Source organism: Oleiagrimonas sp. MCCC 1A03011, from assembly GCF_003267965.1.
Lineage (GTDB): Bacteria > Pseudomonadota > Gammaproteobacteria > Xanthomonadales > Rhodanobacteraceae > Oleiagrimonas > Oleiagrimonas citrea.
The window spans coordinates 78,412-104,982 of sequence record NZ_MSPY01000004.1 but is presented as its reverse complement, the minus strand read 5'-3'; the positions used below and the strand labels follow the sequence as shown (position 1 = coordinate 104,982).

Genomic DNA, 26,571 nt, shown 5'->3' with positions numbered 1-26,571 from the left:
GCATGGGCGGGCAGGCCATCCTGCATTCGACTTCCTCGCGCGGCAGGCCGTGCCGGAGGCAAAAGAAAAGGGCCGGCATGGCGCCGGCCCTTTTCATCCTGACGTCGAAGACAGGACTTACTGACAGCTCACACCCACACCGGCGAAGGCGGCCGTCACGTCGCTGCGCGAGTAGCCGTAGTCGTCAGCGGCGGTCTCCACACCGCAGGCGCCGCTGTTGAACGTCGCGGTCGACGTCCAGTACAGCTCGTTGGCGCGCTTGAACACCTCGAAGGCCATCTTGGTGTTCCAGCCGCCGGTCTTGGCCAGATCGCAGAACGCCTTGTTGTAGACGCCGCTGGAGTAATGCACATCCAGGCCACTGTAGTAGTCCGCCGCGTTGTCGATCGACGCGCCGTCCTGGGTCGGGTTGCACATGTAGCGCAACGCGTTGCCCAGGCTGGTGCCCGGCTTGACGATGTCCGCACCGACCTCGAAGTCGTTGCTGCCGCGGTCATAGTACTCGGCGGCTTCGCCGGCCATGTCCGAGAAGGCCTCGTTCATGCCGCCGGACTGGCCGGAATACTGCAGGCCCGAGTTCTGCTCGGTGAAGCCATGGCTGATTTCGTGGCTGGTCACGTCCAGCGACACCAGCGGATAGAAATGGCTGGCGCCGTCGCCGAACACCATCTCCGAGCCGTCCCAGAACGCGTTCTCGTAGTTGCGGTTGTAGTGCACGTACATCTTCAGCACCTGGTTGAGCGGCGGGGCGCCGAACCAGTCGTTGTACATGTCGTGCACGACGCCGCCGAAGTGGTGCGCGTCGTTGATCGGCGAGTACGCGCCGTTGATGCCGTCGCCGTCGCTGTACGAGCAAGCGAAGGTCCACAGCGTGACGCGGTTGCGGCTCTGGCCCATGTCGTAGGTCTGCACGTTGTCGTTCTGCATGTAGCACGTGCTGCCGGACTGCTGGACCTGCAATGCGGCGTAGTCGGTACCGTAGAAGTACTGACCCGTCTTCTGGTTGCCGCCGGGGCCGGTCGCCGTCGAAGGCGAACCGCCAGTGCTGCCGCCACCACCGGGCTTGCCCTTGGTGGTGAGGCCGTCCCAGCTCTCGATGACGTCGCCGGTGTTGGCGTCGATAAGCGCCATCGGACGCATCGGCTTGCCGGTGCTGTCGTTGAAGAACGAGGTCAGGTAGGCCAGACGCGGCTTGGCACCCTCGGCGTAGACGAACAGTTTGCTCTGCACGTTGCGCAGGTCGGCATCGCGCACGCCGTTGACGCCGATGCCCAGCGGCAGCAGGCCGACATGATTGCGCAGGCGCTGCACGGCGTCGTCGCTGCTCAGGCCCGGACGCATCGAAGTCAGGCCGAGGCCCAGACCGTGGGCGACATGGCCGGTCACGCTCATCACCGCACCCGACGCATCGCGTTCGACGACAACGCTGCGGCCGTACACGGGCACGCCGCGGAACATTTGGTGCTCACGTGTCTTCAGGGTGCCGTGCGCGGTGCGCGCGGACTGCGCCGGCATCAGCGACGCATCGGCGCTCAGGCCGATGCCCTGCGCCAGGCCGCGATCGTTGACGTGACCCATCGCGCCCATGCGCACGTTCCCCGGTGCGGCGGACGCCATCGAAAGGCCGAACATACCCAGTGCGCCGAGCACGGCGCAGGCAACTTTTTTCTGCAACATGTATGGATTTCCTCCCAATCCGAAAGATGCGGCCGTCTCCCCCTGCTCCCCAGCACGACCGCGACCTGTTCGTCGCTGATGCGGGGCGTTCCCTGCGCTCCGCGGTACGAACGAAATCACCATGACATGACGATGCGGTGAGCGTCACGCTGCACCGCAACTCCTCAGATTGAGTAGGTTTTCCGAGGCGCTCAGTCGTCCAGAAGGCCATGCCGTCGATGCCACTCGCGCAGCGATTCATCCGGGTACTCCGGGAAGTGTGCATCGTGCGGCCCCTCGGGGGCCGGCACCCAGGAAGCCTTCGAGTCGAGCTGGATATGCACTCGCTCGGGTGCTTCGGACAACGGTGTGTCGATGGCGGAGGCGTGCGGGTGGACCAACTCGGGCCAGGTCGGGTCGTACAGCCACAGCGCGCTACCGCACAACCTGCAGAAGTGCCGCTGGCCGCTGCTGGTGCGGGTGTCGCCGTGCTCGTCGTGGATCACGGCCTGATAGACCGCGAGATGCTCGCGACCCTCGACCTTGAGACTCTCCGCGTAGGCGCCGAGGTTGATCGCGTAACCGCCGCCACCGGCTGTCTTGCGGCAGATCGAGCAGTAGCAGTGCATGTACGGGACCGGCGCATAGGCCTTGCAGCTGAAGCGCACGCTTCCGCAGTGGCAGGAACCTTCCAGTTTCATGTCGCGTCTCCGTCGTCGGGGTGGGCGGATGGCTGCGGGCGCGGCGGCTGGAGTCGCTACATCGGCTCCTTGATGCCGCGCTTGAGCAGCCAGGCGTTCACCGGCATCGCCGTGGCGAAACCGGCCAACATGGCGATTTGCATCATGAACCAGAACATCGCGCCCGTCTTCGGCAGTCCGGCCGGGAACAGCACGAACAGCGCGATGGCCATCCATCCGTACATGCCGATTTGCCAGGACGTCAGCGACAGCGCGTCGGCCTTCACGGCAGCCTTCAGCACGGCCATCGGCGGCTCGTCGCTCATCGGCCGGATGCTGAAGTACTGGAACGCGATGCCGATGGCGAACGCGAACATATAGTCCAGCGTCCACGCGGCGGCGACCTCGCTGCCGAAGAGCGTCAGCGGCAGGGCGATCAGCGCCGATTCAATCAATAGGTCGGCCAGGGTGCAGCCGCTGCCGCAATGCGTCGCGGCCAGCGCGGCGTGCTGGAGGCGTCCGGGTTCACGATCGGCCTTCCCGCGATCCTCGGCTTCGCGACGCCCCCGCGGACTGTGCCGTCGACCGACCCGCAGGTAGCTCCACACGGCTAGTGGGCCGGCATACAGCGCGGTGATGGGCCAGACCAGATTCATGATCGCCATGTGCTGACGATAGCCGCGGACGATATCCCACGCGATCCAGACCGCGCAGGCGATGGCGAGACCCAGGGAGCATTCGGCCAGGAGGATCAGCCAGGAAGGCATGTGCGACTCCTTTGCAAAAACCACCGGACAGGCTAGCGCGGAGCCGTGCAATCTGCGGTGAATTGGCCGGTGTCAGAGCGTGCCGTTTGTCGTTGCGCGCGTGTAGGTGCCGAGGAAAATCGTCTTCCAGCTTGTGCCGCCGTCTCGGGAGATCTCCCAGTGCTGGCGTACGCGGCCACTGTTCAGCGGCGTCCAGGTGATGCGGTCGCGCACATGGCCTCGCTTGTCCTTGCGGGTGCCGGTCAGCACCATCGACGCGCCCTGCAGGCGACCGTGCAGATGCAGTACCTGGCCGCCACTGCCGACCCAGTCCTGGTGCCACTGTTTGGTTCCGGCGTCGTAGTAGTTGAGGCTGTTGCCGGTCGATTTGCGTCCGAACCATTGTTCGCGGATGGCGCATCCCCGCGAGATGCGCGTGATACGGCTGTGCCCGACGGTCACACCGGCGGGGTTGGTCACGTGCCAGCGTCCGAGCCAGAAGTCGAACTGGCGGAAGACCGGTGCCGCGCAGGTCTTGCCGAGATCGTGATCAGAGAGCAGGGCCGGTCGTGGCGGTTTCGCGGGCGCCGCCGCGAGTACCGGCGCGCACAGGAACAATGCGGCGAACAGGCTTGCAGGACGCATGAGCATCTCCGCTCGGTTCGGGTGTCCCTACCATGCGGGTTCATGCGTTGGGGTGCAAGCACGCGGACACGGCTGCCATGACTGCGACCGTGTCCGCGTGGCCTCGCCGCGCTCGGATCAGGACGTGGTCGAGCGCTGGTGCACCCACCGCCGATAGGCGCCGCGCGAGATCGTCTTGGTGCCGTGGCTCACGTACAGGAAGTCGTTGGCCAACGGTGCATACGCATTGGCTTCCTCGGCGTTCAGACGGCCATTGTGGTTGCTGTCCAGCGCAGCGAAGGTCGGGGCCGGGCCGTATTTCGGCGGTGCAGGCATCGAGCTCTTGACGATCAGCGTGCCTTGCCGGGTGTGGTAGACGGCCGGCTGCGGCGGCGATGGCTTCATGGCGGGGCCGTTCGTCACCTGGGCGGATACGGTGGGCGCACTCTGCGCCATCGCGCCGGCGGCGACGCCGGTCAGGGCCAGTCCGAGGACGAGGGGAAGCGAACGAGACGTTGGTTTCGTGAACATGGCACACGCTCCTTGCGAATCGGGGGAGGCGCGTACGGCAGGCGTCGGGTCTACCGCACGCGTGCCTTTGGACCGCATGCGGCAGGCAGGATTCGGCGAAGCGGCGACGGCGGATCAGTTTGCGTTCAAGATTCCGGCGCTGCGTGTGGATCAGGCCGCCTTGCGCGCGCCCAGCGTGTCCAGCAGATCGTGTGCGGTGCGCAGACGTTCGGCGGCGCCCGGAAGGTCCAGCGTGATACGCAGCTTGTCCTGGCCGTCGAGCTTGTACACGCGCGGCTGACCCTGGATCAGGCGCAGGATCGCCATCGGATCGATCTCGGGTTTCTCTTGGAACAGGATGCGCCCGCCCACGGGACCGAATTCGAGCTTGCGGATGCCCATCGGCGTGGCGCGCAGCTTCAACTCGGTCACCGCGAACAGTTGCTTGACGGCATCGGGAAGCAGACCGAAGCGGTCGACCATTTCCACCTGGAGTTCGCGCAATGCATCGGTGTCGCGGGCGCTGGCGATGCGTTTGTAGAGGGTCAGGCGCGTGTGCACGTCGGGCAGGTAGTCGTCCGGGATCAGCGCGGGAAGATGCAGTTCGACCTCGGTTTCGTGGTCGGCGGTGAGATCGAAGTCGGGTACCTTGCCGCTGCGCAGCGCCTTGACCGCGCGTTCCAGCAGTTCGGTGTACAGGCCGAAGCCGATCTGCTGGATCTGGCCGGATTGTTCGTCGCCGAGCAGTTCACCCGCGCCGCGGATTTCCAGGTCGTGCGTGGCCAGGGTGAAGCCGGCGCCGAGTTCCTCCAGCGAGGCCAGTGCTTCCAGACGCTTCTGCGCGTCGGCGCTGATGGCCTTGCGGTCGGGTACGATCAGGTAGGCGTAGGCGCGGTGATGCGAGCGGCCGACGCGGCCGCGCAACTGGTGCAACTGAGCCAGGCCGAAGCGGTCGGCGCGGTCGATGACGATGGTGTTCGCCGTCGGAATGTCGATGCCGGTCTCGATGATGGTGGTGCAGACCAGGATGTGGAAGCGCTGGCGATGGAAGTCCAGCATCACCTGCTCCAGCTCGCGCTCGGGCATCTGGCCGTGGGCCACGCGTACGCGGGCGTCGGGCAGCAGGTCTTCCAGTTCGCGCGCGGTGCGCTCGATGGTTTCGACGTTGTTGTGCAGGAAGTAGATCTGGCCGCCGCGCGCCAGTTCGCGCTGCACGGCCTCGCGCACCAGCGCCGGATCGTATTCGCTGATCAGTGTCTTCACCGCCATGCGGTGTGCGGGTGGCGTGGCGATGATGGACAGGTCGCGTAGGCCGTTCATCGACATGTTCAGCGTGCGCGGGATCGGCGTGGCGGTCAGCGTCAGCAGGTCGACCTCGGCGCGCAGCTTCTTCAGCGCTTCCTTCTGACGCACGCCGAAACGCTGTTCCTCGTCGACGATGACCAGACCCAGGTCCTTGAACTTCACATCCTTCTGCAACAGCTTGTGGGTGCCGATGATGATGTCGACCGTGCCATCGACGATGCCTTTCAGTGCGGCGTCTACGTCCTTCTTGGCGCGGAAGCGCGACAGCACCTCGACCCGCATCGGCCAGTCGGCGAAGCGGTCGGCGAAGTTCTGGTAGTGCTGCTGGGCGAGCAGGGTGGTCGGCACCAGCACCGCGACCTGACGGCCGGCGGCGGCGGTGACGAAGGCGGCGCGCAGCGCGACTTCGGTCTTGCCGAAGCCGACGTCGCCGCAGACCACGCGGTCCATCGGTTTCGGCGCGGCCAGATCGTTCAGCACGGCTTCGATGGCGTTGCGCTGGTCCGGCGTTTCCTCGAACGGGAAGTTGGCGGCGAAGTCGGCATACATCACGCGGTCGATGGGCATCGCCGCGCCCTTGCGCGCCTCGCGCTGGGCGTAGATGGCGAGCAGTTCGGCGGCCACATCGCGGACTTTCTCGGCGGCCTTCTTGCGCGCCTTCTCCCAGGCGTCGCCGCCCAGCGAATGCAGCGGTGCCAGTTCCGGCGCGGTGCCGGTGTAGCGGCTGACCAGGCCCAGCTGTGCGACCGGCACGTAGAGCTTGGCTTGCTTGGCGTACTCGATGACCAGGAATTCGTTGGCGGTGTCGCCGACGTCCAGCGAGGTCAGTCCGCGGTAGCGGCCGACGCCGTGGTCGAGATGCACAATGGGCGAACCGATTTCCAGCTCGGTAAGGTCGCGGATGATGGTGTCGGGATCGCGCGTGGCGGTGCGGCGGCCGCGACGCTCCTGGCGCACGCGTTCGCCCAGCAGTTCGCGCTCGGTCAGCACCGTCAGTGCGGGCTGGGTCAGTGCGAAGCCCTGTTCCAGTTCGGCGACGGTGATCGCCAGTTTCGGCGCGTCGTCGCCTTCGGCCTCGGCGAATGCGCGCCAGCCGTCGACGGGCTGCGGATGCACGCCGAACGTGCCGAGCTGGTCATACAGCGCCTCGCGCCGGCCGGCGGAATCGGTGGCGATCAGCACGCGGCCCGGATAGGCATCGAGGAAGTGCTTCAGCGATTCGCCAGCCTCTTCGCCGCGCGTGTTGAGCGGCAGCGAGGGCGCCGGTTGCGTGCCCAGGGCGCGGGCGTGCTCATGATCCTTGTCGACCAGTTCCACGCGCAACTGGCGATTGAGCTGTTCGCGCAGCGCGTCCGGCGGCAGGTACAGATCCTCGGGCGGAAGGATCGGGCGCTCGATGTCGTGCGCGCGCTGTTCGTGGCGCTCGCCGACCTGCGTCCAGAATGCGTCGGACGACTCCAGGGCGCGTTCGCCGAGCACGAACAGCGCGTTGTCGGCGAGGTAGTCGAACAGCGTCTCGGTGGTCTCGAAGAACAGCGGCAGGTAGTACTCGATGCCGCCCGGTGCGACGCCCTGCTTGATGTCCTGGTAGACCGGGCAGCGGCGCACGTCGATGGGGAAGCGCTCGCGCAGGCGGTTGCGGAAATCGCGCGTGGCGTGATCGGTCAGCGGGAACTCGCGCGCCGGCAGCAGTTCCACCGATTCGACCTTGTGCGCGGACAGCTGGGTTTCCGGATCGAAGCTGCGGATCGATTCGATTTCCTCGTCGAACAGCTCGATGCGGTACGGCTCGGCCGCGCCCATCGGGAAGATGTCGATCAATGCGCCGCGCACCGCGAACTCGCCCGGATCGCCAACCTGCGGCACGTGGCGGTAGCCGGCGGCTTCCATGCGTTGCTGTTCGTCGGCGATGGTCAGCGTCTGGCCGACGCGGATGGACAGGCCGCTGCCGGCGACATAGCTGCGTGGCGCCAGGCGCTGCATCAGTGTGGAGACGGGTACCACCAGCACGCCCCGGGTCACGGTCGGCAGGCGGTACAGCGTGGCGATGCGCCGCGACACGATTTCAGGGTGCGGACTGAATAGGTCGTAGGGCAGGGTTTCCCAGTCCGGGAAATGCAGCACCGGAAGATCGCCGGCGAAGACCTCCAGTTCCTGCTCCAGCTGGTGCGCGCGCAGGTTGTCGCGCACCGCGACGACCACCAGTCCCTCGTGCTCGCGGGCGGCGGCGACGACGGCCAGCGCCATCGAGGCGCCGTCCGGCGCGCTCCAGAAGCGGCGCTGTTTCGGGGTGGTCGGCAGGGGCGGCTGGATCAGTGCTGTGGGCATGTTCGGCAACACAGGACAGCGCCGGTCGCTCGGGCGGCCAGCGCGTAAAGGAAAGAGGATGATTCTAGCAGTCGCGTTCCGTGGGGCGCGAAACCGGCTCGGACGCACCATCGAGCGCGAGGCTGAGCAGCCGCATGCCGGGATCATCGACCGACAGGCGGTGGCGGAAGCCCAGTTCTCGGCACAGATCGAGCATCGGCCGGTTGTCCACCAGCACGTAGCCCCAGATTTCCTCGAGGCCGCGTCGTTTGCATTCCTCGATCAGGCGCAACATCAGCAGATGGCCCAGCCCCTTGCCGGTCCAGGCGCGCTCGACCAGGACCGCGAATTCGGCGCTGTGGGTGGCGGCATCGAGGTGGATGCGGCCGACGCCGCGCAGTTCGGCGGGGTTGCAGGTCTCGTCCATCAGTACGTAGGCCGAAGCCTCGGCCGGGTTCAGCGTGCATAGCCGTCTGGCCAGCGGCAGCGGCAGCTCGCGCATGGCCTGCATGAAGCGCATGCGTACTTCGTCTGGATGCAGGCGAGTAAAACAGCGGCGCACGGCGTCGACGTCGTCGGGACGGATCGGGCGCAGGTAGAGCGTGCGCCCGTCGTCGAGACGGACTTGCTCGCCTTTCGCGCGCTCGGATTCGTCCGCTGCTTGACCGAAGCGGGCGCGTCCGCGAGGCGGCAGGGGCGTGGCCTGCGCCGGCACGGGCACGATGCGTTCGCTTCGCAGGACGTTGACCATACTCATGCGTATAGTCTGAGGGTCCGGGTCGAGGGTGTCTACCGGGCGGAGGATGTAGAGGGTGCGACGTTCAGGTGCGAGCAAGCGACCGTGGCAGGATGCGCGCGAAATCGTTATGGTGACGGAAGCATCCGCGGTCAGGGAGTCCGCTGTGGCTACAGAGGTCATCGATTTCAATGCCTTGCGCAAGTCCTGCGGGTCCTGTGCGTTGGCGCAGCTGTGTCTGCCGGCATCGATCGGGGCCGACGACCTGACCCGTCTGGACCATCTGGTGCAGCAGCGCAAGCCGACCGATCGCGGCACGACGCTGTTCGATACCGGCAGCTCGCATGCCAGGCTCTACGTCGTGCGCTCCGGTTCGTTCAAGACGTATGTCGATCTGCCCGACGGCGACCATCAGGTGCTCGGTTTCCATTTGCCCGGCGATCTGCTGGGGCTGGATGCGCTGCCGTCCGAGCGACACCGCTGCAGCGCCGAGGCGCTGGAACGCTCGACGGTGTGCGAAGTGCCGTTCAACGACTTGTCGGTGGTGGCGTCGAAACTGCCCGGTCTGCAGCAGCAGCTGTACCGGGTCATGAGCGACCAGTTCGCGCTCGAGCAGGAACACATGGTGATGATGGGGCGGCGTCAGGCTCCGGCGCGACTGGCGATCTTCCTGCACAGCCTGTCCGAGCGGCGCAAGCGGTTGGGTCTGGATCCGCTGGAGCTGAACCTCAGCATGTCGCGGCAGGACATCGCCAATTACCTGGGGCTGGTGATCGAGACGGTCAGCCGTCTGATGGGTCGGTTCCAGACGGCGGGCGTGCTCGAGGTCGAACGCCGCATCGTCCGCATCCGCGACATGGATGCGCTGCGCGCGATGGCGCACGGCGGCGACACGCCGACGGACACGCAGAAGTCCGCGTCCTCGTCCTCCTGAGCGGTCAGCCGCGCGCCACACAGTCGAACGGCAACAGGGCGTCGGGCATGCCCAGCGGCGCCAGCCACGGGCCGGCCAGCGTCAGCGCTGCCATGCCCAGCATGACCACGGCGGTACCGCGCCGCAGATGCGCACCGGCCGTGCGCGACAGGAAATCCGCGCCCAGCGACACCCCGAGCACCGCGGGCAGGGTGCCGAGACCGAACGCGGCCATGGTGGCGGCGCTGCTCCACGGGTCCAGGCTGGTCCAGGCCAGAAGCAGCACGGTGTAGACGAAACCGCAGGGCATCCAGCCCCAAGCCAGTCCCAGCATCCAGGCCTTGGGCAGGCTGTCGACGGGCAGCAGACGACGCATTCGCGGTGACAGCCAGGCCCACACGCGCGTGCCGGCGATGCGGTCGAGCACGCCACGCCCCGTCCACAGGCCGACACCGATGACGACGAAGGCCGTCGCCATCAGCACGCGCAGCCCCAGCCGCAGCGTGGCGTCGTCCAGCCATCCGTACAGCGCGGCACCGACGCTGCCGAGCAGCAGGCCGGCCAGGGCGTAGCCGCTGATGCGACCGAACTGGTAGGTAAGCAGCAAGGCGCGACGGGGGCGGCCGTCGGGGCGCCGTTGCGTGGCCAGTCCCAGCGCGTGCGAGATGCCGCCGCACATCAGCGCGCAGTGCCCGGAGCCGGCCAGGCCCAGCAGCGCGGCGGCGGCGATGGTCAGGGCGCCGGTCATGCGTCCGTGTCCTCGTCCGGGTGCGCATCGTCGGACAGCGGCATCAGCGCCGGCGTGTCGAGGTCGTCGAACTGCGCATGATTGACCGCCCAGAAGAAGGCCCAGACGCCGGCGCCCAGCAGCACCATGCTCAGTGGAATCAGCAGCAGGATCACGTTCATGCCAGCGCCTCGCGGGGAGTCGGCGCGACGGACTTCGTCGTGGCCTGTGTGGACACATGACGACCGATGCGCAGTGATTGCAGCAGCACCAGCAGCGAACTGGCGGACATGCCGATGGCGGCCAGCCACGGCGGGACCAGTCCGAATGCAGCCAGCGGCACGGCGGCCAGGTTGTAGCCGATGGCCCAGCGCAGGTTGCGATGGGTGGCCTGCAGCATTTCCCGCGCGACCGCGCGCGCGTCCAGCAGCCGATCCAGGCGGTCGCCGGCCAGCAACAGACCGCTGCTGGCCTGGGCCAGCGCCGCACCGCTGCCCAGCGCGATGGCGACATCGGCGCCGGCCAGTACGGGGGCGTCGTTGATGCCATCGCCGACCATCGCCACGACACGGCCTTCGCGGCGGAGCTGTTTCAGGTTGTCCAGCTTGTCGGTCGGCGTGGCCTCGGCACGCCAGGTCTCGATGCCCAGCGCTTCGGCGATGCGCGCCACGCGCGCGCGGCGATCGCCACTGAGCAGGATCACCCGCAGACCGGCTTCACGCAGGACGCTCACGGTGCTGGCGGCCTCGGTTCGTGGGCACTCGCGTAGGGCGAAGCGGGCGAGCGTGCCGCGTTCGTCGCGCAGCACCAGACGTTCGTCGCCGCTGCTTTCGCCGGTCCAGTCGGCACGGCCCAGGCGGTAACGCACGCCGTCGATCACGCCCTCGACACCGCAGCCGGCGGTATCGCGGCGATCGTGGACCGTCGGTAGAACGGCTTCGTCGGCGGCGCTGCGCAGGGCGCGCGCCAGCGGGTGTGTGCTGGATTGTTCGAGTGCGGCGGCGATATGCAGTGCATGCTCGAGTTCGCCGCGAACGGCCTCGCTGCGTGCGCGATTCAGCCTGGGCACGGTCAGGGTGCCGGTCTTGTCGAACACGACGGTGTCGACGCCAGCCAGCCGTTCCAGCGCGTCGCCGTCGACCACCAGCACGCCGCGCCGGGCGAGCACGGCGACGGCGCGGGTCAGCGCTGCCGGCACGGCCAGCGCGAACGCGCAGGGGCAACTGATGACCAGCACCGCGATGGCGGCGTCGAAGGCGCGCGAGGGATCGAACACACTCCAGGCCAGCGCGGTCAGCACGGTCAGGGCGAGCGTGCGCGTGACGAAGCGCCGCGCGTGTGCGTCGGCGGCCCGCGCCAGCGCCGGTTTGTCGCTGGCCGCGCGGGTAATCATGCGCACGATGCCGGCCAGCACCGTATCGGCGCCGACCTGGGTCACCCGCACCTGTACCGGCCCGTCCTGCAGCAGCGTGCCGGCCATCAGCGTGTCGCCGGACACGTGGCGACGCGGCGTGGACTCGCCGGTGAGCAGCGATTCGTCGACCTGGCACGGCCCGTCCAGCAGCACGCCGTCGGCGGGCACACCGGCGCCTGCACTGACGCGCACGCGATCGCCGGTCTCGAGTTCGTGCACGCCGACGGTTTCCACCCGGTCGCCGTCGATCAGCCGCTCGGCGGTGGCGGGCTGCAGACGGGCCAGGGCATCGACCAGATCGCCGGCGCGATGGCGGGCGCGCATTTCCACATAACGCGCGCCGAGCAGGAACAGCACGAACATGCTGACCGAATCGAAGTAGATTTCGCCGCCGCGGCCGAGCGTGGCGATCAGGCTGGCCGGGTAGATCAGTGCGATGGCCAGCGCCACCGGCGTGTCCATCGACACATGCCGCGCGCGCAGTTCGCGTAGCGCGCCGGCGAAGAAGGGACGGGCGGCGTACAGCACCACGGGCGTGGTGACCAGAAAGCCGAGCCAGCGGAAGAAGTCGCGCGTGGCGACGTCCATGCCGTCGAAGTGGCCAGCGTACAGTGCCACCGCGTACATCATCGCCTGCATGGTACCGAGTCCGGCGACCACCAAGCGTTTCAGCGCATCGCGGCTCTCGCGCTGACGCAGCGCGTCGAGTGCGGCCAGGTCCAGCGGATGCGGGTCGTAGCCGAGTCGCGCCAGCGCCGTGAGCAGGTGCGACAGCGGCGTGTCGCGCGGATCGAACACCAGCCGCACCCGGCGTGCCGGCGCGTTGACGCCGACCTCGCACACACCAGATTCGGCACCCAATGCGCGTTCGATCAGCCAGCCGCAGGCGGCGCAGCGCATGCCGTCGACCAGCACCACGACTTCGGCGCGGTCGTCGGCGTGCATGCGCACATGCAGCCGCGCCATGGCCGGTCGGTCCCAGGCGCTGAAGTCGGCCAGCGGCTCGGCGCGTTCGGCGGGTTCGCTGCGCAGACGGTAGTAGTCGGACAGGCCCAGCCCCTGAATCCACGTTGCCGCGGCCTCGCAGCCGCGGCAGCAGACGGGCGCGTCGACGCCGTTCGCCCGCACCGTGAGGGTGCAGTCGGACGGCACCGGCTCGCCGCAGTGGAAGCAGGCCTGCGTCATGTCAGTGGCCGTGCAGCCGGCCCTGCGTGTTCGGGTTGTGGATCTGCGCGTCCGGCAGGCGTTCGGCGATCACCAGCGTGGTGATGCCGCCGGCCACGGCCGCGCTGAGCAGCACGATCATCAGCCAGACCTCGGGAACGCGGTACCAGGGAAGCGTGGGTGTGTTCATGGCGAATCACTCGGTGCGAAGAAGGCCGTCGTCACGTCGGCGACGGGCTGGGAGGCGTTCGGGTCGGTGGAGTTCAGTTGCAGCGTCACGCGCTGCCGGCCGTGCACGCTGCCGGCCGGCGCGCGCAGGGTGACCGGCACGGAGGCGACTTCGCCGCCGGCGATGTCCAGATACTGGCGGCCGACCAGCACCAGCGGCGTGTCGCCGTCCAGGCTCAGGGTCAGCGTCATCGATTGGTCGCTCTTGTTGACCAACTTCAGGGTGTAACTGTTCTCCACGCTGCCGGCGGGTCCCGCGCGCCACAGTGCGTTGCGGTCGCGCAGCACTTCGGCCAGCAGCATGCTGCGATGACCGATGCTCCAGGCGAAGGCGCCGGCCAGGAGCAGCAGCACGGTCGCGTAGATCAGTGTGCGCACGCGCAGCACGCGGCTCGGCTTGCCTTCCATGGCGTGCTCGGTGGTGTAGCGGATCAGCCCGCGCGGGTACGCCATCTTGTCCATGATCGCGTCGCAGGCGTCGATGCACGCCGCGCAGGCGATGCAGCCGACCTGCAAGCCGTTGCGGATGTCGATGCCGGTCGGACAGACCTGTACGCAGGCCTGGCAGTCGATGCAGTCGCCCAGCGCGGGACGCTCACCTTCCTTGTCCGCCCAGTCCAGCACGCTCGGTGTGCCGCGCTTGCGGTGACCGCGATCCTCGCCGCGCGGTTCGTCGTAGCTGATGATCAGCGTGTCGCGGTCGAACATCGCGCCCTGGAAGCGCGCGTATGGGCACATGTACTTGCAGACCTGTTCGCGCAGGAAGCCGGCATTGCCGTAGGTGGCGAAGCCGTAGAACGCGATCCAGAACATCTCCCAGCCGCCCAGATCGAAGTGCGCGACTTCGCCGGCCAGTTCGCGGATCGGCGTGAAGAAACCGACGAAGGTGAAACCGGTCCACAGCGCGAAGGCGATCCACGCCAGCTGCTTGAGGCCCTTGCGCGCGAACTTCTTCGCGCCCCACGGCGCCTTGTCCAGACGCATGCGCTGGTTGCGGTCGCCTTCGATCTTGCGTTCGATCCACAGGAACGCCTCGGTCCATACCGTCTGTGGACAGGCGTAGCCGCACCAAAGCCGGCCGGCGAGGGCGGTGAAGAAGAACAGCGACAGCCCGGCCATGATCAGCAGCCAGGCCATGAAGAAGAAGTCCTGCGGCCAGAAGGTCAGGCCGAGGATGTAGAACTTGCGGTGCGGCAGGTCGAACAGCACCATCTGCCGGCCATCCCAGTTCAGCCACGGAAACACGTAGAACATGCCCAGCAGCCACAGCACGGCGGCGTTGCGCAGGCGCTGGAAGCGGCCTTTGATCTCGCGCGGGTAGACCTTGGGCTGGCGCGCGTAGAGGGTGCCCTCGTCGCCGTCGACTAACTGCAGGGGAATGCGTTCGTTCATGCGTTCTCGTCATCCACCGGAACGTCGCCGCGCGGTTTCAGCAGCAGCGACGTGAACAGGCTCGAGGCCAGCGTGCAGACCCAGAACATGAAGAAGCCTAGCGTGTAGCCGACGCCGCGACTCACGTTCAGCGTCGGCCAGGTGATCGTGGCCAGACGGTCGGGATCGACGACGGCGAAGAACACCATGGTCGCGACTCCGGCGGCGAAGAACGATGGCCACGCCACCGCGCCGACGCGTGCCGCGAGCGGCAGACGCGACGTCGACGCGGATACGCGTGGCGCGATCACTGCGCCGCCTCCGCCGTGTCGGCCGGGGCCTGCTGCGACTGCGCGAGCACCCATGCCGCGGCCATGCGGATGCGGTCCGGACCGAGGGTCTTGTCCCAGGCCGGCATCTGTCCGTTGCGGCCGTTGCGGATGGTGGCCTCGATGGTCGCCAGGTCGCCGCCGTACAGCCAGGTGTTGTCGGTCAGATTCGGCGCGCCGAGTGCCTGGTTGCCCTTGCCCGTTGGACCGTGACAGGCGATGCACAGCGTCATGTAGCGCGCCTTGCCGGCCGTGGCGAGCGTGGCGTCGTGGGACTGCCCGGACAGCTCGCGCACGTAGTTGGCCAACTCGGTCACGCCCTGGTCGCCGGCGACCGCGCCCCACGCCGGCATGACGCCGTTGCGGCCGTGCGTGATGGTCGTGATGACCTGCTGCGGATTGCCGCCGTACAGCCAGTCGTTGTCGGTCAGGTTGGGAAAGCCGCGTGCGCCGCGCGCATCCGAGCCGTGGCACATCGCGCAGTTGTTGGCGAACACGTTGTGACCGATGCTCAGCGCCTTGGGATCGTCGACCAGCTTGTTCATCGGTATGTCGCGGAACTGCGCGAACAGCTTCTCCAGACGCGCGTTGGCCGCGGCCACGTGGGCGTCGTGCTGCTTCACCGAACTCCAGTCGAGGCTGCCCTTGGTCGCGCCGAAGCCCGGGTAGAGCACCAGGTAGCCGATGCCGAAGGCGACCGACAGCACGAACAGACCGATCCACCACATCGGCAGCGGCTTGTTGTACTCGGTCAGATTCTCGTCCCAGGTGTGGCCGGTGGTCTCGCTCGGGTCGCTCTTGGCGTTGCCGAACAGCAGCCATACCGCGCCGACCACGTTGATGGTCACCAGGACCATCACGAAAATGCTCCAGAAGGTGCTCATGCCTGATCCTCCTTCGTGGCGCGCGTGTCCTCGATCAGCGGAAGCATCTCGGCTTCGCGGAAGCGCGGCTTCTGCCGTGCGCTGTAGGCCCAGACGGCGACCCCGATGAACAGGATCATGAGCAGGGCGGTCAGGATGCCGGAAATCATGGCGTGTCCTCCTTCGGGCCGTGCGTGCCCAGGCTTTGCAGGTAGGCGATCAGGGCGTCCATCTCGGTCTTGCCCTTGACCGCAGCGGGAACGGCGGCGATGTCGGCGTCGGTGTATGGATCGCCGATGCTGCGCAGCGCGCGCATGTGCGAGGCGACTTCCTTCGCGTCCAGCGTGCGTTCGGCCAGCCACGGGAAGCCGGGCATGTTCGACTCCGGCACCACGTCGCGCGGGTTCATCAGATGCACGCGGTGCCAGTCATCGCTGTAGCGTCCGCCGACGCGGGCCAGATCCGGGCCGGTGCGCTTGGAGCCCCACAGGAACGGATGGTCGTAGACCGACTCGCCGGCCACCGAGTAGTGGCCGTAGCGTTGGGTCTCGAACGACAGGGTGCGGATCATCTGCGAATGGCAGTTGTAGCAGCCCTCGCGGACGTAGATGTCGCGTCCGGCCAGTTGCAGCGCGGCGGGCGGCTTCAGACCGGGCACGGGCTGGGTGGCGTTGGCCTCGAACATCAGCGGCACGATCTCGGCCAGGCCGCCGAAGCTGATCGCGACCGCGATCAGCACGGCCATCAGGCCCACGTTCTTCTCGATCTTTGCATGCAGCATGGCGGGCTCCTCAGGCGTGCACGGCGGTGGGAATCAGCGCCGGCGCGGGTTCGCGCGAAGTGCGCCAGGTCATCCAGGTGTTCCACGCCATCATCAGCATGCCGCTCAGGTACAGCAGGCCGCCGAAGAAGCGCGCGTAGTAGAACGGATAGGTCTGCTTGAGTGACTCGATGAAGGTGTAGGTCAGCGTTCCGTCGTCGTTGGTCGCGCGCCACATCAGGCCCTGCATCACGCCGGCCATCCACATCGCGGCGATGTAGATCACCACGCCGATGGTGGCCATCCAGAAGTGCGTCTCGACCAGCTTCTGCGAGTACATCTGCTTGCGGCCGTACAGCCGCGGGATCAGGCAGTACAGCGAACCCATGGTGATGAAACCGACCCAGCCCAGTGCGCCCGAGTGCACGTGGCCGATGGTCCAGTCGGTGTAGTGCGACAGCGAGTTGACCGTCTTGATCGACATCATCGGCCCCTCGAAGGTCGACATGCCGTAGAACGACAGCGACACGATCATGAACTTCAGGACCGGATCGGTGCGCAGCTTGTGCCATGCGCCGGACAGCGTGAGGATGCCGTTGAGCATGCCGCCCCACGACGGCGCCAGCAGGATCAGCGAGAACACCATGCCCAGGGACTGCGCCCAGTCGGGCAGCGCGGTGTACATCAGGTGGTGCGGGCCGGCCCACATGTAGATCGCGATCAGTGCCCAGAAGTGCACCACCGACAGGCGATAGGAATAGATCGGACGCTCGGCCTGCTTGGGCACGAAGTAGTACATCATCGCCAGGAAGCCGGCGGTGAGGAAGAAACCCACGGCGTTGTGGCCGTACCACCACTGCACCATGGCATCGACCGCGCCGGAGTAGACGATGTAGGACTTCGTCCACGACACCGGGATGGCGATGTTGTTGACGATGTGCAGCACCGCGATGGTGATGATGAAGGCGCCGTAGAACCAGTTCGCCACGTAGATGTGCTTGACGCGGCGCTTGGCCAGGGTGCCGAAGAACACGATCGCGAAGACCACCCACACCACCGTGATGATGATGTCGATGAACCACTCCGGCTCGGCGTATTCCTTGCTCTGGGTGATGCCCAGCGGATAGGTGATCGCCACCAGCACGATGACCAGTTGCCAGCCCCAGAAGGTGAAGGCCGCCAGCTTGTCGCTGATCAGCCGCACCTGGCAGGTGCGCTGGACCACGTAGAAGGCGGTGCCCATCAGCGCGCTGCCGCCGAAGGCGAAGATCACCGCGCTGGTGTGCAGCGGACGCAGGCGGCTGAAGGTCAGGTACGGGATGTCGAAATTCAGTGCGGGCCAGGCCAGCTGGGCGGCGATGTACAGGCCGACCAGCATGCCGACCACGCCCCACAGGATCGTGGCGGCGGTGAACTGCCGTACGACCTTGTCGTTATAGGTCTTCGTCGAGTCCATGCGGTTCCCCAAAGTGATTGCGCATCGAGCGAGACTCTAGGGGCTGGGTGGCTAGGCCATCTTGATCTTGGTCAATTGCCGTGCGCATGAGCCTTCAGGCGCCGGGTTCACGCGCCTGCGGGTGGCTCGGCTACACTCGATTCTCGTTTCGAGGCGATTACGGGGGACCGATGTCCGGACACGCCAATTCCCTGAAGGTCATCCTGTTGGCGCTGGGTGCCAACTTCGCGATCTTCGTCGCCAAGCTGGCGGCGGCCCTGATCACCCGTTCCGGCGCGATGCTGGCCGAGGCCGTGCACTCGCTGGCCGACTGCGGCAATCAGGGGCTGTTGCTGCTGGGACTGCGCCAGGCCAAGCGGCCGCCCTCGGACGACTATCCGCTGGGTTGGGGGCGTGCGCTGTATTTCTGGTCATTCCTGGTCGCGATCCTGCTATTCAGTGTGGGCGGCGTGTTCTCGATCTACGAGGGCGTGCACAAGCTGACGCATCCCGAACCGCTCAGCTGGCCGTGGCTGGCGGTCGGCGTGCTGGTGTTCGGCCTTGTCGCCGAGGGTCTCTCGATGCGTGGCTGTCTGCAGGAAGTGCGCAAAGAACAGGGCGATCGCAGCCTGTGGCAGTGGTTCCGCGAGAGCCGTTCCAGCGAGCTGCTGGTGATCTTCGGCGAGGATTCCGCCGCGCTGCTGGGGTTGCTGCTGGCGCTGCTCGCGGTGCTGGCGACGATGCTGACCGGCAACCTGCTTTTCGATGCGCTGGGCACCATCGCCATCGGCGTGCTGCTGGTGGTGGTCGCCGTGCTGGTCGCGGTCGAGGTGAAGGGCCTGCTGATCGGGCACGGCGTAGAGCCGAAGCAGCGCGAGACGATGCTGGCCTTCCTGCGCGAGCGCCCGGAAGTCGAGTGCGTCTACAACCTGCTGACCCTGCACATGGGGCCGGAGGTGATGGTGGCGATCAAGGCGCGCATGCGCCCGGCATCGTCGGGTCGCGCGCAGGTCGACGACATCAATGCCGTGGAACGGGATTTCCGTGCCCGCTTTGCCGCGGTGCGCTGGTGCTTCTTCGAGCCCGACGTCGACGACTGAGGGTCAGTGCACGCCAACGCCCACGCCGACCCCGCTGCGGCCGCCGCTGCCGACCCCGACGCCCATGCCGAAGCTGAAGTTCGGGTGCCCCTGGCGCATTTCCTCCGCCGTCCAGGCGTGGTGCTGTTCCACCTTGACGCGCGGGAACACGTAGCTGGCTTCGCCGACCTGGCCCGCATGCACGCCATCCAGCGTGCCGCGCACGGTTACCGGCGAACCCGGTGGCAGGCTCAGCGGTTCGACGTAGCCGGGCAGCACGGCGATGAAGCGGCCGATGCCCTTGTCGCGGGCAATGCGCGGCCGCTGCGAGCGGTCCAGTGGGTAGGCCAGCAGCTGGACATCGGTGTGGTCGCTGAAGTTCTCCACGCGTACCACGGTGCCGCCCCAGATGACCGTCTGGTTCTGGTATTGCTCCGGCGTCTGTGCGACCTGCGTCGGCGTGATGATCGCGGTGCCGGGCGCGACGGTGTAGATCGGCGCGGGCGCGCAGCCGGCGACGAGCGCCAGCAGGGTGGCGACGGCGAGGCTCGGAAGAAGGCGGGCGAAGCGGGTCATGATCGGTCCTGTGCGCGCGAGCGTGCCGCCAGCTTAGCCCAAGCGGCGCGGACGGCAAGCGGTTCAGACCGCTGTGCCGTCTTCGGTTTTCAGCCAGTTCAGGCGCGCCGTGCCGCGTTCGCCATCGGCCGCGAGCTGCGTGGCGAGCAGGCGCAGCAGCGGGTGCAGCGTCGCATCCAGGCGCCAAGGTGGATTCAGCACGGCTATGCCGGCGCCGTTGAGGCGTTGCGGCACGGTGTCCGGGCGGGTCAACAGCTCGATGTCGAGCACGGTCTTCGCCGCGCAGCCGCGCAGCCAGCGGCGGAACGGATGCAGCTCGCGGCCCAGCTTGATCGGATACCACACGGCGTAGACGCCGCTGGGCCAGCGCGTCAGCGCCGTGTCCAAGGCCGTCTGGATGCGAGCGTACTCGTCGATCTGCTCCTCGAACGGCGGATCGATCAGGACCAGACCACGTTTCTGCGTGGGCGGAAGCAGCGCTTTCATGGCCGCGTAGCCGTCGCGCTCGTGCACGTGAATACGGCGGTCGTCGCGGAACAGCGCGCGCAGCTTCGCGGCTTCCTCGGGCAGCAGTTCGCATAGCTGCGCGGCATCGTCGGCGCGCAGCAGGCGAGCGGCGATGCGCGGCGAGCCGGGGTAGTGGTCCGCGCCCTCGGCGGCGACCAGGTCGAGGTAGCGGTCCAGCAGCGGAAGCCGGCCGTGCAGCGCGCGCAGGCGACCGATGCCGGCGTCGGCCTCGGCGGTCTTGCGCGCGGCTTCGCCGCTCAGGTCATAGCGACCGGCGCCGGCGTGCGTGTCGAGATAGCACAGCGGCTTGGGCTTGGCCTGCAGCGCCTCGATCAGCGCGATCAGCACGCAATGTTTAAGAACGTCGGCGAAATTGCCGGCATGGTAGGCGTGGCGGTAGTTCATTCGGCAGTCGTGCGCGGCGAGGCTGGACCCGGGTCCAGCGTTGAGCGGGCGGGCGGAGCGAAGTACGCTAGCGGCGTGCGTACCTTGTCCCTCCAGCGATTGTCGCATGCCCCGCGCCTGACGGCGCTGGCGTTGTTCGCCTGGCTGCTGATGGCGGCCATGCCGACGCTTGCCGGTGTGCGCGCGTCGCATGCGGCGCAGGCGACGCCGGTGACCGCGATCATGGCACAGATGCATGCGCACTCCGATGCGGCCTGCGGCATGCCGTGCTGCGGCGGGGCCGGGCACGACACCGGCTGTCTGCACGCCTGCGGCTGCGCGTTGACCTGCGGCGGCCTGGCGGTCCTGGCGCAGGGAGCGTGGCCCACGCTGGCCGTGACCGTGTCGCCATCCTGGCCGGCGCACGTGCCGGACTGGGCGGGGCCTCCGTCCTCGCCGCCGCTACGACCACCACGCAGCTGAATCTCCCCATTTCACGATCTGTGTACGCGCACTCGCCGTGGTGCGCGATTCCGGGCGCGGCTTCCGGCCGGCCCACGCGAGGAGATTCTTCGATATGTCCGATTTCCGACACGGGCCGCCGCCGGCGGCCCTGACCCGACGCCGTTTCGTGCAAGGCCTGGCGCTCGGCGGCGCCGCTGTCGGCCTGAGCCTGCTGCGCACGCCGCGCGCCCTGGCCGCGCCGCCACCCCAGGGCCTGCCCCACCTCTCCGGCACCCGCTTCGCACTCGATATCGGCGAGACGCCGGTCGACTACACCGGTCGCGCGCGCATCGCCACCACCATCAACGGTTCCGTGCCCGGACCGCTGCTGCGCTGGAAGCAGGGCGACACCGTGACCATCCAGGTTCGCAACCGCTTGCGCGTGCCGACATCCATCCACTGGCACGGCATCCTGCTGCCCGCGGACATGGATGGCGTGCCCGGTCTCAGCTTCCCCGGCATCGCGCCGGGCGAGACCTTCACCTACCGTTTCAAGCTGCGCCAGAGCGGCACCTACTGGTACCACAGCCATTCCGGTTTTCAGGAGCAGACCGGCCTGTACGGTCCGCTGGTGGTCGAATCGGAAGGCGGCGAGCGGCATCCGACCGAGCGCGACTACGTGGTCATGCTCAGCGACTGGACCGACGAGGACCCGTGGACGATCTTCGCCACGCTGAAGAAGCACAGCGACTTCTACAACTTCGCCGAGCCGACCGCGCCCGAGTTCCTGCGTGACGTGAAGCATGAGGGCCTGCAGAAGGCGCTGGCGAAGCGGAAGATGTGGAACCGCATGCGCATGAGTCCGGCCGATCTGTCCGATGTCACCGGCTATACCTATACCTACTTGATGAACGGCCATGCGCCGAACGGCAACTGGACCGGGTTGTTCTCGCGTGGCGAGAAGGTACGGCTGCGCTTCATCAACGGCTCGGCAATGAGCTTCTTCGACGTGCGCATTCCGGGCCTGAAGATGACTGTGGTCGCCGCCGACGGTCAGGACGTCGAGCCGGTCACGGTGGACGAATTCCGCATCGCCGTGGCGGAGACCTACGACGTCATCGTCGAGCCGTCCGATGACCGCGCGTACACCATCTTCGCGCAGTCGATGGACCGCACCGGCTACGCCCGCGGCACGCTGGCGCCGCACACGGGCATGCGGGCCGAGGTGCCGGCGATGGACCCGCGCGCGCGTCTGGCCATGGTCGACATGATGGGCGCGATGGCCATGCCGGGCGGCAAGCACGACGGGCATGCGATGCATGGCATGAGCATGCCGGACGATCCGCCGGCGCATCACGCGCGCACCGAGTACGGCCCCGGCGTCGACATGCGCGTGGATCACCCGCGCGACAACATCGACGACCCCGGCATCGGCTTGCGCGGCAACGGTCGCAAGGTGCTGACCTACGCCGACCTGCACACGATCGGCGGCCCCATCGACACCCGCGAGCCGGGGCGGGACATCGAGCTGCATCTGACCGGCAACATGGAACGCTACATGTGGTCGTTCGACGGCCAGAAGTTTGCCGACGCCAAGCCGCTGCATTTCCGCTACGGCGAGCATCTGCGCGTGACGCTGGTCAACGACACCATGATGACCCACCCGATCCACCTGCACGGCATGTGGAGCGAGCTGGAAGCGCCGAGCGGGGCGTTCCAGGTGCGCAAGCACACCGTCAGCGTGCAGCCGGCGCAGCGCGTGCGCTACCGGGTCAAGGCGGATGCGCTGGGGCGTTGGGCCTACCACTGCCATCTGCTCTATCACATGGAGGCGGGCATGTTCCGCGAGGTGGTGGTGTCATGAGCCGTGTTTATCGTTTACTCCTGGCGGGACTCGCTTCGTGCATGGGGATCGCGACGCTTCCGGCGCAGGCACAGGAAGCGCCGGCTCCGGCATCCAGCGCGAGCGCGATGCCGGCCATGCAGGGCATGTCCATGACGCCGCAGACATCGATGGATGCGACGACGCCCTCTGCGAAATCACCGATGCCGGCCACGCACCAGGACGGTCACGACCCGTCCGCCATGTCCGGGATGCATGGTGCCGGGGACATGGCGCACACGGATCATGTCGACTCGTCGATGCAAGCCATGCCGGGCATGCAGCATGGCGAAAGCAACACCATGCAGGGCATGTCCATGGGCGCGATGCAGGGTGGCAGCGCGCCGCCGGATGCGCGCGATCCGGACTACTCGGACGGCATCTCCTTCGCGCCCGATCACGACGTGCACATGCACGGCGACAGCCGCTTCGGCATGCTCGCCGTGGATCGTCTCGAATATGTGTACGGCGATCATGCGAAGGGCGCCTCGCTGGAAGGCCGGGCCTGGTATGGCGGCGATCTCGACCGCGCGGTGCTGGAATTCGAGGGTGACTCCAGCGGCGGACGCGTCACCGACAGCCGCGTCGAGGCGTTGTGGAGTCATGCCGTCAGCGCGTACTGGGATACCCAGCTTGGCGTCCGGCACGATGGCGGTGAAGGACCGTCGCGCGACTGGGTCGCGTTCGGCGTGCAGGGGCTGGCGCCGTACTGGTTCGACGTGCAGGCGGAGGTCTATGCCGGCTCGTCGGGACGCACCGCGGCACGCGTCGAAGTCGAATACGACGTGCTGTTCACGCAGCGCCTGATCCTGACTCCGAAGTTCGAGCTCAACGCCTACGGCAAGGACGATCCGGCACGCGGCATTGCGCGCGGCGTATCCGATGCCGGGTTCGGGTTGCGTCTGCGCTACGAGATTCGCCGGCGGTTCGCGCCCTACCTGGGGATAGAGTGGTCGCGTCGGTTGGGCGCATCGGCCGGTCTGGCACGACGTGCCGGCGAACCGGTGCTGGAGCGTAACTGGGTCGCCGGCGTGCGGATGTGGTTCTGACGAAGGAGCAGCAAGATGAAGAAGTGGATCGGGTCCCTGATCCTGATCGTCGCCGTGGCGATCGTCGCGCTGGGTGCCTGGGCTTATTCGGGCCTGTACGACATCGGTGCGGATGCGCCGCACTGGACGATTACCCGAAAGGCCATCGCGGTGCTGCGCGAGCGGTCCATCGAAACGCGCGCGGCGAAGGTGACCGGCATGCCGAATCTCAGCGATCCGGCGTTGATCCGTCTCGGCGCGGAGCACTATCGCGAAATGTGCACGGGCTGCCATCTGGCGCCCGGCATGCATGATTCGGAGTTGCGCGCAGGCTTGTATCCCAAGCCGCCGAACCTGACGCGTTTCGTGCCGGAACCGGCCGAGGCGTTCTGGGTCATCAAGCATGGCGTGAAGATGACCGCCATGCCGGCCTGGGGCAAGACGCACGATGATCACAAGATCTGGGCGATGGTGGCCTATCTGGAACAGCAGCCGCAGATGAGTGTTGCGCAGTATCGGGCGTTGAGCGCCGGCGATGCGGACGACGATGACGACGCAGCGCCAGCGCACATCGCACATGTGCATGCCGATACGGCCGAGGCCACAGGCCAGGGCGTGCCCGCGCCGGCGTCCAGCGCGCATTGAATGGATGCCGGACTGAAGCCGGCAGGATTCAGGCGTGTTCGTGCAGGTGGCCGCGTCCGAAGGCGCAGGGCGCAGCTTCCGTCGGTTCGCCCTCGGCGCAGTGGTCGGTCTGAAGAGTCGTGTGGGTGATGCCGAAGCGTTGCTTGAGCATGTGTTCGATGTCGCGCCGGGTGTCGTGGCAGTCGACTTCGTGACTGACCAGCACATGCGCGGATAGCGCCGGCATCTCCGAGGTGACTTCCCAGACATGCAGATCGTCGAGCCGGTTGACGTGCGGCATGGCCAGGATCGCCTCGGAGATCGCGGCCGGATGCAGGTCGCGCGGCGCGGCTTCGAGGAACACGCGGCCGGAATCGCGCACCAGGCCGTAGCCGGCGCGCAGCATCAGTCCGGCGACTACCAGTGCCGCCAGCGCATCGACGCGGTTCCAGCCCGTTGCCCAGATCACCGCGCCGGCCACGGCGGTGGCGATGAAGGCGTAGAGATCGGTGAGGATGTGCTGGAAGCTGCCTTCGACATTCAGGCTGCGCCGGTTGGCCTTGCTCATGATCCACACCGCGAGCAGGTTCACCACGATGCCGGCCAGGGCGACGAAGAACACCCAGCGGCCTTCGACCTGCGGCGGATCGACCAGACGAAACACCGCCTCGATGATGAACCAGCCCGACAGCAACAGCAGGGTGATGCCGTTGGCCTGCGCGCTGAGAATTTCGGCGCGCTTGAAACCGAAGGTGTAATGGCCGTCGGCGGGCCGCCGCGCCAGATGCATCGCGACCAGTGCCAGGCCGATGGCGGCGACGTCGGTGAGCATGTGGCCGGCGTCGGAGATCAGCGCCAGCGACGAGGCGATGATGCCGGCCACGACTTCCAGCGCCATGTAGCCGGTCAGCAGCAACAGGGCGAGCGTCAGATAGCGACGATCCGCATCGGCGGAGACACCGTGTGCATGATGATCGTGACCGTGGTGGTCGTGGTCGTGATGATGGGCGTGCAACGCGTTCCTCGCATGCAGGCGGCTTCGGTGGCGCGAGCATACGCCGACGGCGCAGTGTTATGACATGACATTCTGCGCGGTGCTTGGCGATATGCTGGGGCGATGCACGTGTTGCCGACCCGAGTCACCGCCCTGTTGCGCCGGCACTGGATGCCGGCGCTGCTGATCGCGCTGACGCTGGTGCTGGCCTGGGTCGACCCGCGTCCCTGGAACGACTGGCTGCGTTGGCTGGATGCGCCGGCGCTGTGCAGTCTTCTGGCCTTGCTGGCCGTGGCGCAGGTGCTGCGGGAGAGTGGTCTGGTGCAATGGGCGGCGCAACGTCTGCTCGCGCATGTGCATTCGCAGCGCATGCTGGTGCTTGCGTTGATGACGCTGTCCGCGTGCGCGGCGATGTTGCTGACCAACGACGTCAGTCTGTTCCTGGTGCTGCCGCTGGCGCTGGCGCTTTGCGAGCTGACTGCACTGCCGCGCCTGCGCGTGGTCGCGCTGGTGGCGCTGGCGGTGAATGCCGGGTCGGCCCTCAGCCCGATCGGCAATCCACAGAATCTGCTGCTGTGGCGGCAGGCGAACGTGGGCATGCTGCATTTCGTCGTCGCGATGGCGCCGGTTGTCGCGATCATGGTGTTCTGCCTGCTGGTCGCGGCATGGCTGCTGATTCCGCGGGGACGGTTCGAACGGCTCGCCCCGTCGCCGCCGCGCACGCCGCTGGATCGGCGGCTCGCCGTGATCGGCGGGGTGCTGTTCATCGTTCTGCTGGCGCTGCTCGAATGGCGGTTCGAGTTCACGGCGCTGGTGTTCGTGCTGGTCGCGTTGCGTGTCGTTCGGCGTGGCGCGCTGGCGCGTCTGGATTGGTTGTTGATGGTCAGCATCGCCCTGATGCTGCTTGCGCTGGGTCATCTCGCAGCGTTGCCGCAGGTGCGGTCGATGATGGCGCATCTGGCGTGGGACCGCCCCGACGTCACGCTGTTCGTCGGCGCGCTGCTGTCGCAGGCGGTCAGCAATGTGCCGGCTACCGTGGCGTTGAAGCAGCAGGTGTCCGATCCCTTGTGGCTGGCGGTGGCGGTCAACATCGGCGGCAGCGGGCTGGCGATCGGTTCATTGGCCAATCTCATCGCCTTGCGGATGGAAGGCAGTGCAGCGGCATGGCGCGTGTTCCACCGCATTTCCGTGCCATATTTTTTCGTCGTGCTGACGCTGGCCTGGTGGTGGTTGCGGCCGTGAAGCCATCGGCATACCGTGCAAGGTACGTCATGCGTCGTCTCGG

The 26,571-nt window shown here is 67.3% G+C and carries 27 protein-coding genes; 7 read left to right on the top strand and 20 right to left on the bottom strand.

Features of this window, described 5'->3' with window-relative positions; genetic code table 11:
• Positions 1–117: 117 nt before the first annotated feature.
• The 7 genes from BTJ49_RS09815 to BTJ49_RS09785 form a co-directional block, all read right to left on the bottom strand.
• Positions 118–1,677, bottom strand: a complete 1,560-nt coding sequence (locus BTJ49_RS09815; RefSeq protein WP_113065218.1) for a M4 family metallopeptidase — start codon at positions 1,675–1,677, stop codon at positions 118–120.
• A 191-nt stretch (positions 1,678–1,868) separates the two neighbouring features.
• On the bottom strand, positions 1,869–2,357 hold the full coding sequence (locus BTJ49_RS09810) for a GFA family protein (protein WP_113065217.1): 489 nt from the start codon (positions 2,355–2,357) through the stop codon (positions 1,869–1,871).
• 56 nt (positions 2,358–2,413) lie between these two features.
• Positions 2,414–3,103, bottom strand: coding sequence for a DUF4396 domain-containing protein (locus BTJ49_RS09805; protein ID WP_113065216.1), 690 nt, complete (start codon positions 3,101–3,103; stop codon positions 2,414–2,416).
• Positions 3,104–3,175: 72 nt separating this feature from the next.
• Complete coding sequence (locus tag BTJ49_RS09800) at positions 3,176–3,727, bottom strand: hypothetical protein (protein ID WP_113065215.1); 552 nt, start codon at positions 3,725–3,727, stop codon at positions 3,176–3,178.
• 117 nt (positions 3,728–3,844) lie between these two features.
• Complete coding sequence (locus BTJ49_RS09795) at positions 3,845–4,237, bottom strand: hypothetical protein (RefSeq protein ID WP_113065214.1); 393 nt, start codon at positions 4,235–4,237, stop codon at positions 3,845–3,847.
• Positions 4,238–4,387: 150 nt separating this feature from the next.
• Entirely contained in the window at positions 4,388–7,849 is a 3,462-nt protein-coding gene (gene mfd, locus BTJ49_RS09790) for a transcription-repair coupling factor (RefSeq protein WP_113065213.1), read from the bottom strand.
• A 64-nt stretch (positions 7,850–7,913) separates the two neighbouring features.
• Positions 7,914–8,585 (bottom strand): GNAT family N-acetyltransferase, encoded by a 672-nt coding sequence (locus tag BTJ49_RS09785; RefSeq protein WP_240601801.1) that lies wholly within the window; start codon positions 8,583–8,585, stop codon positions 7,914–7,916.
• A gap of 145 nt (positions 8,586–8,730) precedes the next feature.
• Between BTJ49_RS09785 and fnr the strand changes: the two genes are divergently transcribed.
• Positions 8,731–9,498 carry a fumarate/nitrate reduction transcriptional regulator Fnr gene (gene fnr, locus BTJ49_RS09780; protein WP_240601800.1) on the top strand — a complete coding sequence of 256 codons (768 nt, stop codon included), beginning with the start codon at positions 8,731–8,733 and terminating at the stop codon, positions 9,496–9,498.
• A gap of 4 nt (positions 9,499–9,502) precedes the next feature.
• Here the strand turns inward: fnr and BTJ49_RS09775 are convergent, their stop codons facing one another.
• From BTJ49_RS09775 to ccoN, 10 genes are read right to left on the bottom strand one after another with little or no spacing between them, the layout of a single operon-like run.
• Positions 9,503–10,225, bottom strand: coding sequence for a sulfite exporter TauE/SafE family protein (locus BTJ49_RS09775; RefSeq protein WP_113065210.1), 723 nt, complete (start codon positions 10,223–10,225; stop codon positions 9,503–9,505).
• Complete coding sequence (gene ccoS, locus BTJ49_RS09770) at positions 10,222–10,386, bottom strand: cbb3-type cytochrome oxidase assembly protein CcoS (RefSeq protein ID WP_113065209.1); 165 nt, start codon at positions 10,384–10,386, stop codon at positions 10,222–10,224. Before ccoS ends, BTJ49_RS09775 begins: the two co-directional genes overlap by 4 nt.
• On the bottom strand, positions 10,383–12,803 hold the full coding sequence (locus BTJ49_RS09765; protein WP_113065208.1) for a heavy metal translocating P-type ATPase: 2,421 nt from the start codon (positions 12,801–12,803) through the stop codon (positions 10,383–10,385). Before BTJ49_RS09765 ends, ccoS begins: the two co-directional genes overlap by 4 nt.
• Before the next feature lies 1 nt (position 12,804).
• Positions 12,805–12,972, bottom strand: a complete 168-nt coding sequence (locus BTJ49_RS15745) for a hypothetical protein (protein ID WP_168184709.1) — start codon at positions 12,970–12,972, stop codon at positions 12,805–12,807.
• Positions 12,969–14,402 (bottom strand): cytochrome c oxidase accessory protein CcoG, encoded by a 1,434-nt coding sequence (gene ccoG / locus BTJ49_RS09760; RefSeq protein WP_113065207.1) that lies wholly within the window; start codon positions 14,400–14,402, stop codon positions 12,969–12,971. Before ccoG ends, BTJ49_RS15745 begins: the two co-directional genes overlap by 4 nt.
• Complete coding sequence (locus tag BTJ49_RS09755; protein ID WP_113065206.1) at positions 14,399–14,692, bottom strand: hypothetical protein; 294 nt, start codon at positions 14,690–14,692, stop codon at positions 14,399–14,401. Before BTJ49_RS09755 ends, ccoG begins: the two co-directional genes overlap by 4 nt.
• A complete protein-coding gene (ccoP, locus tag BTJ49_RS09750) occupies positions 14,689–15,594 on the bottom strand; it encodes a cytochrome-c oxidase, cbb3-type subunit III (RefSeq protein WP_113065205.1) in 906 nt (301 codons plus the stop codon). Before ccoP ends, BTJ49_RS09755 begins: the two co-directional genes overlap by 4 nt.
• A complete protein-coding gene (locus tag BTJ49_RS09745) occupies positions 15,591–15,743 on the bottom strand; it encodes a CcoQ/FixQ family Cbb3-type cytochrome c oxidase assembly chaperone (protein ID WP_113065204.1) in 153 nt (50 codons plus the stop codon). Before BTJ49_RS09745 ends, ccoP begins: the two co-directional genes overlap by 4 nt.
• Positions 15,740–16,354, bottom strand: a complete 615-nt coding sequence (gene ccoO / locus BTJ49_RS09740) for a cytochrome-c oxidase, cbb3-type subunit II (protein ID WP_113065203.1) — start codon at positions 16,352–16,354, stop codon at positions 15,740–15,742. Before ccoO ends, BTJ49_RS09745 begins: the two co-directional genes overlap by 4 nt.
• Positions 16,355–16,364: 10 nt before the next feature.
• Complete coding sequence (ccoN, locus tag BTJ49_RS09735; RefSeq protein ID WP_113065202.1) at positions 16,365–17,789, bottom strand: cytochrome-c oxidase, cbb3-type subunit I; 1,425 nt, start codon at positions 17,787–17,789, stop codon at positions 16,365–16,367.
• 170 nt (positions 17,790–17,959) lie between these two features.
• Here ccoN and BTJ49_RS09730 point away from each other — a divergent pair, with 170 nt between their 5' ends.
• Positions 17,960–18,868 carry a cation diffusion facilitator family transporter gene (locus tag BTJ49_RS09730; RefSeq protein ID WP_113065201.1) on the top strand — a complete coding sequence of 303 codons (909 nt, stop codon included), beginning with the start codon at positions 17,960–17,962 and terminating at the stop codon, positions 18,866–18,868.
• Between the two features lie 3 nt (positions 18,869–18,871).
• Here the strand turns inward: BTJ49_RS09730 and BTJ49_RS09725 are convergent, their stop codons facing one another.
• Both BTJ49_RS09725 and rlmJ read right to left on the bottom strand, forming a co-directional pair.
• Positions 18,872–19,423, bottom strand: coding sequence for a Slp family lipoprotein (locus tag BTJ49_RS09725; RefSeq protein WP_206098393.1), 552 nt, complete (start codon positions 19,421–19,423; stop codon positions 18,872–18,874).
• A 63-nt stretch (positions 19,424–19,486) separates the two neighbouring features.
• Complete coding sequence (rlmJ, locus tag BTJ49_RS09720; protein WP_113065199.1) at positions 19,487–20,335, bottom strand: 23S rRNA (adenine(2030)-N(6))-methyltransferase RlmJ; 849 nt, start codon at positions 20,333–20,335, stop codon at positions 19,487–19,489.
• A 75-nt stretch (positions 20,336–20,410) separates the two neighbouring features.
• On the opposite strand from rlmJ, the gene BTJ49_RS09715 reads away from it, so the two are divergent.
• The 4 genes from BTJ49_RS09715 (at position 20,411) to BTJ49_RS09700 (ending at position 24,313) form a co-directional block, all read left to right on the top strand.
• Positions 20,411–20,797, top strand: coding sequence for a hypothetical protein (locus tag BTJ49_RS09715; protein ID WP_146742317.1), 387 nt, complete (start codon positions 20,411–20,413; stop codon positions 20,795–20,797).
• A gap of 94 nt (positions 20,798–20,891) precedes the next feature.
• A complete protein-coding gene (locus BTJ49_RS09710; RefSeq protein WP_113065197.1) occupies positions 20,892–22,622 on the top strand; it encodes a copper resistance system multicopper oxidase in 1,731 nt (576 codons plus the stop codon).
• Positions 22,623–22,663: 41 nt separating this feature from the next.
• Positions 22,664–23,689 (top strand): copper resistance protein B, encoded by a 1,026-nt coding sequence (locus BTJ49_RS09705; RefSeq protein ID WP_113065196.1) that lies wholly within the window; start codon positions 22,664–22,666, stop codon positions 23,687–23,689.
• Positions 23,690–23,704: 15 nt separating this feature from the next.
• A complete protein-coding gene (locus BTJ49_RS09700) occupies positions 23,705–24,313 on the top strand; it encodes a cytochrome c (protein ID WP_113065195.1) in 609 nt (202 codons plus the stop codon).
• A 28-nt stretch (positions 24,314–24,341) separates the two neighbouring features.
• Here the strand turns inward: BTJ49_RS09700 and BTJ49_RS09695 are convergent, their stop codons facing one another.
• Entirely contained in the window at positions 24,342–25,307 is a 966-nt protein-coding gene (locus BTJ49_RS09695; RefSeq protein WP_113065194.1) for a cation diffusion facilitator family transporter, read from the bottom strand.
• Positions 25,308–25,415: 108 nt separating this feature from the next.
• On the opposite strand from BTJ49_RS09695, the gene BTJ49_RS09690 reads away from it, so the two are divergent.
• Positions 25,416–26,528, top strand: a complete 1,113-nt coding sequence (locus tag BTJ49_RS09690) for an SLC13 family permease (protein ID WP_168184708.1) — start codon at positions 25,416–25,418, stop codon at positions 26,526–26,528.
• The last annotated feature ends 43 nt before the right edge of the window (positions 26,529–26,571 follow it).